We start from the raw sequence: 11,387 nt of genomic DNA, 5'->3' as shown, positions 1-11,387 counted from the left end.
ATGGCGCAATCCGCTCATCCCGTGCTGCTCACGGCCCCGCACTATGCCCCGGGCGGCGGCGCGGCGCTGCACCGCTGGCTGGAGGCGGACTTCGTGCCGCGCTTCCGCGACGCCCTCGCCGCCGGCACCCTGACGGACCCGCGGCAGGCGGATTGGCAGCAGGCGGACCGCTTCAGCCGTCACGACGAGGCCCTGGTGCTGCGTCTGCCGGTGCACCGCACCTTCTACCTGGTGGCCTGCGAGGCCGTGTGCGAGACGCCGGGCCGCCCGGCACTGGACCCCCAGCGCATCACCTCCGCCGGCTTCGTGATCCGGCGCATCGGCGGCGCCGCGGAGCGCATCTGGCGGCTCGAGGGCGGCACGGCCACGGGCTGGCGGCTGCCGGCGGAGGCCGGAGAAGACCGCGCTGACCGGACCGACGCCCGCGGCCGGGACCCGGACGTGAAGCGCCGCCTGCGCCAGCGCCGGGAGCGGCTGCTGAAGCTCCAGCACCCCACCCGCGAGCTGCGCGCACGCACCGCACCCGCCGGCCCCTACAGCGGCGAGGAGACCCATCCGCTCCAGCCGCTGGTGGTCACGGGCGCCGACGGGCGCACGCGCACGGTGCTGTTCGGCTTCCTGCCCCTGGGCGGGCAGTTCCTGCCGCCGGCGGCGGACCTGGACACCGACGCCCTCATCGCCGCCGACCGCGCCGGGCTGCCCTACCCGCTCGACCGCGGCGCCGATCTCGACCGCCACTGGCGCGATGCCCACGGCGCGCTGGTGCAGGACGGCCGCGCGAGCCCCCTGTTCGCGGCCGTGCTGCGGCTCCTGGTGCAGCGCTACCACCTCGGCGCAGCCGGCACCGAGACAGCCGCCGACGACAACGCCGACCTCGCCGCCTGGGCCGGCACCCAGACCTTCTCCGACGGGCTGTCGCTGCTGGACTATCTGGCTGCCCACGCGGCGGCGGACCCGAGCCCGCTGGTGGCCTGGCTCGCGGACCGCGAGCGCCTGGGCAACGCCCACAGCGACCCGCTGCCGGCAGCGCCCGCCGCCGGCGGCGCCCTGGGCACGTCGCTGTCCATCACCGCGGCGGACGCCGAGGAGCTGCACAGCGCCTTGGGTGCCCGGGTGCTGACGGCCGCCGAGCGCACCGCGGGCGAGGTACCGGTGCCGAAGTTCCAGCAGGGCGCCGACGACCTGTTCCAGGTGCTGCCCTTCCTGCGCACGCGGGACGCCGACGGCTGCGAGTGCGTGGTCTGGGGCGAGCAGGCGCGCAGCCTGCCGTTTCGCGTCGCCGCCCCCTTCGACCCGGACGCGAGCCGCCCGGCGGTGATGCAGATGCCCTCCCTGGACGACCTGCGCCGCGGCCTGGCCAAGGGCGCGTCCATGCTCATTCCGGCGGACACCCAGCAGCTGCTGGACGGCCTCAAGCTCAACAAGGGCGCCACCGAAGAGGTGGTGGGCGAGCCCTCCGGCACGTCGCTCGGCATCCAGTGGATCTGCTCCTTCAGCCTGCCGGTGATCACGCTGGTGGCCATGATCCTGCTGATGATCATGATCGCGCTGCTGAACATCGTCTTTTTCTGGCTGCCCTGGGTGCGCATCTGCCTGCCCTTCCCGAAACGGAGCTGAGCCCGTCATGTCCACCGCCACGCCCACCATCCTCAGCTGGAGCCTGGACGGCCTCGACGCCGACGGCCGCCTGCGCTGGGCGCGGGAGGACGAGAGCTTCCGCCAGGTGATCCTGGCCATCCTGCTCACCCGCCCCGGCGAGCGGCTCATGCGGCCCAGCTTCGGCGCCGGGCTGCTCGACTTCGTGCACGAGCCCAACAACGAGACCACGCGCTCCATGATCGGCGCCCGGGTGCGCAAGGCCCTGGCGCAGTGGGAGCCGCGCATCCGGGTGGAGGCAGTGGACGTGGCCGCGGACCCGGACGACCCGGCGGCGGCGCAGATCAGCATCCGCTACCGCCCGCGCCATGCCCCGCAGCGGCCGGCGACCTTCGGCCTGAGCCTGGCCCTGACCCCCGCCGGCGCCGCCGGCTGACGGCCATCGGACCACCCCCGCGCAACGGAGCCCAAGCACATGCCCCTGCCCGTGCCCAATCTGGACGACCGCCGCTTCGAGGACCTCGTCGCCGAGGCCCGCCAGCGGCTCGCCGGGCACCTGCCGGAGCTGACGCAGATCGCCCCCGGCGACCCCCTGTATGCGCTGACGGATGTCTTCGCGTGGCTCACTGAGACCATCCTCTTCCGCGCCAACGCCATCCCCGAGCGCCAGCGGCGGATCATCCTGAACCTGCTCCAGGTGCCCATCCGCGCCGCACGCCCGGCGCAGGGCCTGGTGTGCATCGACCCGCCCAAGCGCAGCCACAGTGTGCAGCCCCTGCTGCCGGCTGAGAGCACCGTCTCCGGCGCCGGCACGGACTGCATCACCCTGGGCGAGGTGACGCCCCTGCCCCTCGCCCTGCACCCGGTCATCAAAGAGGCCCTGGCGCCGGACCTGCTCGAGACCCTCGGCTACACCCTGGAGGACCTGCGCGACCAGCACGGCCTGGCCGCCGACGTGGTGCCCCAGGCGTTCCGCCCCCGCCACTTCGTGCCGGCCGAGGAGGGCCTGTCGCTGGCCGGCAGCCTGGATCACCACTACTACCTGGCCCTGGCCCTGCCCCGCAGCGCCGGCGGCAGCATGGACGCGCTGCGCACAGACCTGGCCGGGCGGGTGCTCAACATCGGCCTGACGCCGCCCGTGGAGACCAACACCGACGCCGATGGCCTCGCCACCGAGCTGCCCGACCGCCCGCTCACCTGGGAGCTTCTGGTGCGCGAGACCGACAGCGCCGGCATCGAGCGCATCCGCCCGCTGCCGCTGGAGGTGGCCGCGGACAGCTCCGGCGGCGCCCGCCGCGCCGGCGTGGTGCGCCTGCGCCTGCCCCGCAACACGGCGCTGATGCAGGACCTGGCCGTGGCCGACCCGCTGGAGGCGGGCGTGGGGGACCGTCCACCCGAGCTGCCGGAGGGCGTGGAGCCGGCGCGGGTGGCGCTCTGGCTCAGGCTTTCCTGCGCCACCGAGCCCGACTTGCCGCTCGGCTGGCTCGGCATCAACGCCGTCGCCGTCAGCGCCCAGGGCCTGCGCGAGGACCTGATGCTCGGCATCGGCACCGGCCAGCCGGACCAGGTGCTGGACCTGCCGGACCTGGACCTGGACCCGGCCACCCTGGTGCTGCAGGTGGAGGACACCGGCCGCTGGGAGGACTGGACGCCCGTGGACATCCTCTACGGCCAGCCGGACAGGGCCCAGGTGTACCGGCTGGACGCCCGCGCCGGACGGGTGCACTTCGGCGACGGCATCAACGGGCGCCGGCCGCTCGCCGGCAAGCGCATCCGCGCCGCCCGCTACCGCCACGGCGGGGGTGCCGCCTCCAACCTGCCCGCCGACAGCCTGGACGCCGTCGCCGCCGACCCGGGCCTGCGGGTGCGCCAGGAGCGCGCCCTCAGCGGCGGCGTGGACGCCGAGGACATCGCCCGCGCCGAGCGGCGCATCCCGCAGTTCCTCGCCCACCGCAACCGCGCCGTCACCGCGGAGGACTTCCGGCTGCTGGCGGAGGGCAACCCGGTGAGCCCCGTGGCCCGCGCCGAGGTGCGCCCGGGCCTGCTGCCCGGCACCAGCATCCGCAGTCTGCGCCGGGAGGTGCCCGGGGTGGTGAGCGTCTTTGTGGTGCCGCCCGGCCCCGTGCCCGCGGTGGCCGCCGCGCCCAGGCCCACGCCCGGGCTGCTGCGGGATGTCTTCGACCATCTGCTGGCGCGCGTCACCGTCGGCACCGAGCTCTATGTGCTGAGCCCGGAGTATGTCCAGCTCGCCGTCGGCGTCGCCGTGGACGTGGCGGACGCCGCCACCGAGGAGGCCACCCTGCGCGCCGTGCGCGAGACGCTCGCCGCCTGGCTCTGGCCCCTCGCCCCCGGCGGCGCCGACGGCACCGGCTGGGGCCTCGGCGGCGATGTGCGCGCGGCGGAGGCCGGCGTGCAGGTGGCCCGGGTGCCGGGCGTGCGCGCCGTGAACAAGCTGGTGCTCTTCGCCCGCGGGCCGTCCGAGGCCGGCCCCAACGCCGGCCCCTGGCGGGCGGTGGCCGGTGGCGAGCTGATCCTGCAGGACTACCAGGTGCCGGACCTGCTCGGTGTGCAGGTACGAAGCGGCAGCGCCGACCCGACCCTGCCCGCGGGGCTGGGCGAGCTGCCCGCGGGCGGCGACGACAACGGCGTGCCCGCGCCCGTGATCCCGGACCTGTGCTGACGGCAAGCCGATTTCGCAACATCCCATGGACATCAACGGCACAGCCTTTTTCCTGCTGCGCGAGCCCCACGAGCTGGCCCACCGCTCCACGCGCCTGCGCTGGGACGCCGGGCGCCGGGCGCTGGTGCTGGCGCAGGCGCAGGTGCTCAACCTGCCGGGCCTGCCGGCGGCGGAGGCGCTGCAACGCTGGCGCGATGCCGCACCGCTGGTGCGCGACGGCTTCGGCCAGCTCGGCCGCCTGAGCACCGACGGCACCGGCATCGAGGTGGCGCCCGCCGGCGGCGCCTGGGCACCGCTCACCGATGACGCCCTGGCGCCGGTCACCGCCCCCGCCGGGGTGTTCACGGATCTCGCCATCGGCGCCGTGGGGGCGGAGGGGCCCGAGCGCACGGTGCGGCTCGCGGCGCCCTACAGCGACGGCGCCGACGCCCACGGCCTGCTGCTTCTCGACCTGCGCCGGCGCCGGCAGGCCACCGTCGAGCTTGCGGCACCGCTGCGCCGGGCCGCTCTGGACCCGGACGGCGCTGTCTGGGCGCTCAGCGACGCCGCCCTGCTGCGCCTGACAGGTGGCCCCCTGCCGCAGCCCTATGCGCCCCAGCCCGGGCGCTTCGAGCCGCTGGTCGTGAATCCGGACCCGCTGCGGCTGGCCTGGTCCCAGGACCTGCCGGGGAGCTGGGCACCGCTGGCCCTGGCCATCGGCGACGGGGGGCTCTTCGTGCTCGCCCACGACGGCGACAGCCAGGCCATCCTGCGCCGGCGCCGGGATCAGGACGCGGACGCGCCCTGGGAGGCATTCGCACTCACCGATGCACCCTTCTGCACCGACCTGGGCCTGCTGCCCGGCGCTCGCCTCGCCACCCTGCCGCCGGCACCGGATGCACCCGCCGAGCCTGCTGCACCGAGCGCCCGGCGCCACCGGGACTGCCCGGTCTGGGAGCTGCCGCCGGAGCGCCCGGCGGCCGGCCCAGTGAGCGATGCCCGCCTGCTCGGCGAGCGCCATCCGCTGCGCCACGCCGTCGGGGCGCGCTTCGTCGGCGGTGTGGATGGCCGGCTGCGCTATGCCGCGCGCCCGGAGCCGGCCGGCGCCACCGACGCCCGCCCCGCCACGCCGGTGCTGCTGGCGCTGCCGCGCCCCGTCTACCCGCGGGCGGCGCGGGCGACGCTGCTGCTGGGAGAAGGCGACACCGGACTGGACTCGGGCGCCGCCGGCAACCTCTGGCACCGGCTCTACCTGGAGGGCTGTATCCCGCCCGGCTGCGGACTGCGCCTCTACGCCCGCGCCTTCGACGAGCCGGACACGCGCACGGCCCTGCCCTTCATCGAGCAGCCGGCCCTGCAGTGGAGCCCCCTCGGCACCGAGCTGCCGGCGACCCGGCCCCTCATCGAGCCGGTGCCGGGCGAGGCCGGACTCTTCGAGCTGCTGCTGCAGCGCCGCCAGGGTGCCGTGCGCGAGCTGCGCGGGCGCTTCCTGCAGCTGCGCCTGGTGCTCACCAGCGACGGGCGCCGCACGCCGGCGGTGCATGCCATCCGCGTCTATGCCCCGCGCTTCTCCTACCAGGAGGCCTACCTGCCGGAGCTGTTCCGGCAACAGGCGGCGCCGGACATGGAGGCTGGCCCGGGCACACCCGCCAACGGCGCCGACCTGCGCGAGCGCCTGCTCGCCGCCTTTGAGGGCGTGCTCACCCCCATCGAGGGCCGCATCAAGGCGGCGGAGGCCAACCTGCACCCGGCGAGCATGCCGGCGGCGCAGATTGGCCGGCTCGCCGCCAGCCTCGGTCTGGACCTGCCGGCGGCCTGGCCGGAGCAGCGCCAACGCCGCCAGCTCGCCGCGGGCACGGAGATCCAGCGCCGCCGCGGCACCCTCGCCGGCGTGCAGCTGGCCCTCGACATCGCCACCGACGGCGGCGTCGGTCGGGGCGAGGTGGTGGTGGTGGAGAACTTCCGGCTGCGGCGCACCATGGCCACGGTGCTGGGACTCGACCTGGACGACGCCGACCATCCGCTCACCCTCGGCACCGGCGCCAATGCCAACAGCATCGTCGGCGACGCGCTCTTCCTCGCCGAGGCGCCGGCGCCCGCCGAGGTGCCGGAGGTGCTGGCGCTGTTCGCCCCGGAGGTGGCGGAGCTGGACGAGCAGGCCGCCGTCGCCGCGTTCTTCGAGCACTACGCCCACCGCGTCAGCGTGCTGCTGCACGGCCCGGCGCGGGCACAGGAGCAGCAGGTGCGCGACTGCCTGGCCGCCGAGATGCCGGCGCGGGTGCAGTGGCGCATCGTGCCCACGGAGCACCCCTTCGTGCTCGGACTGGCGCCGCTGCTGGCGGTGGACAGCTTCGTCGAGCATGGCCCGCCGGCACGCCGGGTGCGCCTCGACGACACCTGGATCGGCCGCGAGGGCGTGCTCGCCAACGCGCCGGCCCTGTCACCCATTCACCTGCAACGGGGGCCGGGGGCATGAGCGCCGGCACCGGAGGTTCCTGAGTCATGAGCAGCACGGATTGGGGCAGCGGCGACGAGGCCACGCTGCGCGCCGACGCGGCCCTGGACGAGCCCCTGGCCCGGGTCGCCTACGAGGCCGGCATGCTGCTGGGCCTGGAGGCCACCCGCGCCGAGCAGGCCTATCACCGCCGCCGGCTCACCCGCCAGCAGTACTGGCTGCACGGCGCCGGCACCCTGGCGGGGCTGCGCGTCTGGCTGGACCCGGCGGAGACCGAGACCCCGGACGACGACATGCTGACCCGGGTGCTGGTGGGTCCCGGGGTCGGCATCGACGGCCTCGGGCGGGAGCTCATGGTCACCGAGACCCATTGCCTGGACCTGCGCGCCTGGCTCGAGGCCCAGTCGCCGACGGACCTGGCCGAGGGCCGCGACGGCGACACCCTGCGGCTGCTGCTGCACGCCCGCTACCAGGACTGCCCGACGGCCGCGCAGCCGGTGCTGGCGCGCAAGCTGAACCTGTCCACCGACGCGGTGCAGCCGAGCCGTATCGCCGACAGCGTGGCACTGATACTGGCGCCGGAGCCGCCGGCCGACGCCGAGGCGGGCTACCGCCCCTGGCCGCGGCACCCGGCCCCGCCGGCGCTGAGCGCCGAAGAGCAGGCCGCTGTCAATGCCGCCGCGGGCTCACCGGCCGAGGCGGCCCAGCTCATGCTGCACGCCCGGCTGCTGCACCTGTTCGATGACGACGCCACGCCGGCGCCCACGCCCGCAGACCTCGCCGGGGCCGCCGCCATCCCGCTCGCCCGGCTCAGCATCCAGGCGCCGGACCCCGACGCCATCGTCATCAACCCGGCCCGGGTCAGCGTCGACAACCTGATCCGGCCCTTCATCACCACCGCATCCCAATTGGTCGAGTTGATGCAAGGCTGATCCACGGAGAATCATCCATGAGCACCACGCCCGCCTTCGTCCCCCTCGGCAGCGCCGGGCTCGCCGCCCGGGCGCAGCAGGGCAGCGCCGACCTGGACCCGCGGCTCACCCGCAGCAACTACTTCGACGGCCGCCTGCTGACGGCGGACGACCTGACCCGCGACCAGCTCTACCTGGACCGGCGCCTGCGGGAATTCGGCCGGGTCATCGGCCCCGGCGTGCTGCGGGGGCTCGCGGCGACACTGGACAGCGGCACGGGCGTGGTGCGCGTGGGTCCGGGGCTCGGCGTCACCGGCGCCGGGCGGGTGCTGGAGCTGACCGCTGAGATCACCGCGGACCTGGGCGACCGCGCGGCCATCGCCGGGCAGAACGGCGGCAGCTATTCCCGGCTGCCGCGGGGGCTCTACGCCCTGGTGCTCCAGTATGCCGAGCAGGGCAACGGGCGCGCCGAGGTCTTCCCGCGCGACCTGGCCGCGCCGCGCACCGGCGACTATGCCGTGATGGTGGAGGGCATGACCCTCGGGCTCGCACCGCTCACCGGCGTCTCGCCGCTGGGCCGGCGGCTCGCCGTGCGTGCCGAGGTCATGGCCCGGGAGGCCCGGGGCGACCTGCCCACGGCCACCCTGCCCGAGGACGGCCTGCCGCTCGGCGTGCTCGCCATCGCCGACGACCGCCCGCAATGGCTGGACCCCGAGCTGCTGCGCACCCCGGCCCGCGCCCTGCCGGACCCGGACGACCTGCAGCACGACCTGTCACGACGCTGGGAGGCCCTGCTCGCGGACGTGCTGGCGGAGCGCCGCGCCGGCGGTCTCGGCGGCGACTTCCCGGCCGCGGAGTACTTCCCGCTGCTGCCGCCCGCCGGCAGCGCGCCCAAGGACGCCTTCGACCCGGTGCAGGGCCGCCAGGGGTTCTTTCCGGAGGGCTTCGATGTCTGGGTCGCCCCCATCCGCGAGGGCGACCTGGCGCTGACCCTGCGCGAGTCCATGCCCCTGCCGCCGCTGCCACTGGACCGGCCCGAGGCCGGTGTGGACATCATCGTGCTGGCGCCGCTCGGGGATGCGGACTACGGGCAATTCGCCCGGGCGCTGGAGTCCGTCCCCGCGAACACGGACCCGCCGCCGCTGGCCCGGCTGGACCCGCTCATGCTGCGCCTGCGCCCGCTGCCGGCACGCCACCGGCTGGACCTGGACCAGGGCACCTGGGCCGCCATCTGGGCGCGGGTGCCCGAGGGCGGCCTGCGCTGGGTGCGCCGGCCCACCCGCACCGCGGAAACCGCCGTCAGCGGCATCGTGCTGGCGCGCGGCAGCAGCCTGCCCCCTCCCGACCAGCCGGCACCCGACCAGCCCCCGCCGCGCGATGCCGATCCGATCATCCGGCCGCCCGGCCGGCCGGACCCCGGCGACACGCCCATCCGCCCCGGCGAGCCCGTGACACCGCCGGGCCGACCCGCCCTGCCCATCGACGCGCCCACGCCGGTGCCGGAGCGCATCATCGACGAGAACGCGCTGCTGCTGACGCGCCTGGACTGGCCGCGGCTCGAGCGCCTGCGCCCGCCGCTGTCGCCGCAGGCACGCGCGGCCCTGGCGGAGCTGCGCCGGGCCTTCGACCAGGACGCAGACGTGGTGCTCGCCGTCACCGAGCTGCTGCTCCTCATCGAGCGCCGCCACGATGACCTCAGCTGGCCCACGCTGCTGGCGGTGGCCAACCGCGACGGCCTGCGGGCGCTGCTGGAGGCGCTGGCGGGACTGGTCACGGACATGGATGCCGCGGCGGCCATGGCCGCGGCCCTGCCGCGCTTCGATGTGGACCCGGCCCTGCGCGAGCGCTGGACCGAGCGCGCCCGCAACCAGCCCTGAGCAGGCCACGCCCAATGATCCGACTCACGCCGTTTCAGCCCGCCGCCGGCGCCCTGTCCCGCCCGCACCTGTTCCCGGGCCGGGCCATGGGGGAGCGCGCCTTCGAGCAGCTCCAGGCCTATGCGGACGCCCGACTCGCGCCGCTGCTCGCCGGGCGACCCGCGGGCATCCTGCACGGCCTGGAGCTGGACCTGAAGCCCCCCGCCGCGGACACGCCGGCGGGCGAGGGTCTGCGGGTGCGCTCGGGCCTGGCGGTGGCCGCCAACGGCCGCGCGCTCGGGCTCTTCGGACCGCTGCGGGACACCTGGGCCGCCCTGGTGCAGCGCTGGCTGCGGGACACGGGCGCCGCGGATGCCGCCGGCGTCTACCAGCTGGTGCTGCGCCGGCGCTACCTGCCCTATGACGCGGAGCCCGGCATCGACCCCTGCCGGCGCACCGAGCTGGACCCCACCCGTGACCTGCGCAGCGTCGCCGTGGGCAGCCTGGCGCTGCGCCGGCTGGCCGTGAGCGACGCCGCCCGCGCGGACCTGGCACCGGCCACGCTGCAGAACCGTCTCGTCGCGGGCCAGCTGGACGGCGCCTTTCTGGACGCCCTGGGGCACGCGGTACTGCTGGCCCTGCTGGCGCTGGAGTCCCTGCCCGCCAGCGAGGTCGATGCCGGCGCCGCCGACCCGGCCCCGGACGCCGGCGACCTGCGCCTTGCGGACCTCGGCCTGCGCCTGGCCTGGGTCTCCGTGGCGGCAGCCCGGCGGCCGGCGCTGCCCGATGCCGGCCACCGCGTGCTGCTGGCGCAGACCCGCGACGCCCTGTTCACAGCGCGGGATGCGGCCATCGCCGCCGGCACGCCGGTGGGCGAGCACCTGGAGGCGGCGCTGCGGCTCGACGTCCTCCCCGCCGCCGGCGAGCTGCCGCTCGCCCTGCTGGAGGACGCCGCAGCGCGTCCACCGGCGCGCCCGCGGCTGCGCTGGCTGCCGGCGCAGCTCGGCGTGGACATGGTGCCGGTGCCGGAGGCGACGGTGGCGGACCTGATCCGCCGCCACCTGCCGGGGGACCCGCTCGACCTGCGCCGGCCGGCGGGCCAGCGCCTGCGCCTGCTGCTGGCCGTGTCCGCCGCGGATTACCGCCCGGACCTGCTGGACCTGCCCGCCATCGATGCACGCCTCGCCGACGACCTGCACCGCCACCACCGCCGCGCCCACACCGCTTGGCATGACTGGCACCGGGAGCACGACCGCCTTTACCACCTCCTGGAGGCGGAGGACATCGACCTCAGCGCCGCGGAGATCCGCGCCCTGGACCTGCCCGAGCCCGAGCCCGCACCCGAGCTGCCGGCGACCTTCTACGACCGCGTCAAGGCCGAGCGGCGCGCGGCCATCGCCGCCGCCCACACGGGCGCAGGCGACCCGGACCTCTACCCCTACGACACGCCGAATCCCCCGCCGCCGCAGGGCTGGGCCGACTGGCTCGCCGCGCACGACGGCGCCCCCCCGGCGCCGCCCACGCCCGCGGCCAACGGGCTGGTGGTGCAGTACCGCATCGCCCAGGTGGAGATGGAGCGCACCGACAACCGCATCCGTGCGCTGCGCGGGCGGCTGGAGAAGACCCGCGACTATGTGCTCCTGCAGCGCCAGCAGCTGGACAGCCAGACCGTCTCGCTCGCGTCACTGGCGGGCGGCGTCGCCGGCGACGGCGCCGGCCTGCAGGTGGCGCGCTGGCTGCCGTTCACGGAGCTGCTGGGCGCCCAACCGCCGGCAGCACCGCAGCCGACCCCAGCGGAGCCGCCGGATGCCACTCCGGCGGGCGGCAGCGGGACAGAGAGCGAGCCCGTCATCGCGGCCGCCGCCCCGCCGACCGTCACCGCGAGCTTCTCCGGCGTCACCGCCACCCCC

The 11,387-nt window shown here is 76.1% G+C and carries 7 protein-coding genes; all 7 read left to right on the top strand.

From position 1 onward, the window contains the following. Nucleotides 1-1,617: a hypothetical protein gene (locus tag QZ607_RS21270; RefSeq protein ID WP_295886906.1), complete on the top strand. Its 1,617-nt coding sequence runs from the start codon at nucleotides 1-3 to the stop codon at nucleotides 1,615-1,617. Nucleotides 1,618-1,624: 7 nt separating this feature from the next. After that, on the top strand, nucleotides 1,625-2,032 hold the full coding sequence (locus QZ607_RS21265; RefSeq protein WP_295886904.1) for a GPW/gp25 family protein: 408 nt from the start codon (nucleotides 1,625-1,627) through the stop codon (nucleotides 2,030-2,032). 39 nt (nucleotides 2,033-2,071) lie between these two features. After that, nucleotides 2,072-4,276 (top strand): putative baseplate assembly protein, encoded by a 2,205-nt coding sequence (locus tag QZ607_RS21260; RefSeq protein ID WP_295886901.1) that lies wholly within the window; start codon nucleotides 2,072-2,074, stop codon nucleotides 4,274-4,276. Nucleotides 4,277-4,301: 25 nt separating this feature from the next. Continuing rightward, nucleotides 4,302-6,731: a phage tail protein gene (locus QZ607_RS21255; RefSeq protein WP_295886899.1), complete on the top strand. Its 2,430-nt coding sequence runs from the start codon at nucleotides 4,302-4,304 to the stop codon at nucleotides 6,729-6,731. Between the two features lie 26 nt (nucleotides 6,732-6,757). Continuing rightward, complete coding sequence (locus tag QZ607_RS21250) at nucleotides 6,758-7,642, top strand: hypothetical protein (RefSeq protein ID WP_295886897.1); 885 nt, start codon at nucleotides 6,758-6,760, stop codon at nucleotides 7,640-7,642. A gap of 17 nt (nucleotides 7,643-7,659) precedes the next feature. Then, nucleotides 7,660-9,498, top strand: coding sequence for a hypothetical protein (locus tag QZ607_RS21245; protein WP_295886894.1), 1,839 nt, complete (start codon nucleotides 7,660-7,662; stop codon nucleotides 9,496-9,498). A 14-nt stretch (nucleotides 9,499-9,512) separates the two neighbouring features. After that, nucleotides 9,513-11,387, top strand: a 1,875-nt coding sequence (locus QZ607_RS21240; protein ID WP_295886890.1) for a hypothetical protein, incomplete at its 3' end; no start/stop codon positions are given.

The sequence above is a fragment of the uncultured Thiohalocapsa sp. genome (assembly GCF_913063425.1).
Lineage (GTDB): Bacteria > Pseudomonadota > Gammaproteobacteria > Chromatiales > Chromatiaceae > Thiohalocapsa.
This window is presented reverse-complemented; position numbering and strand designations above follow the sequence as displayed.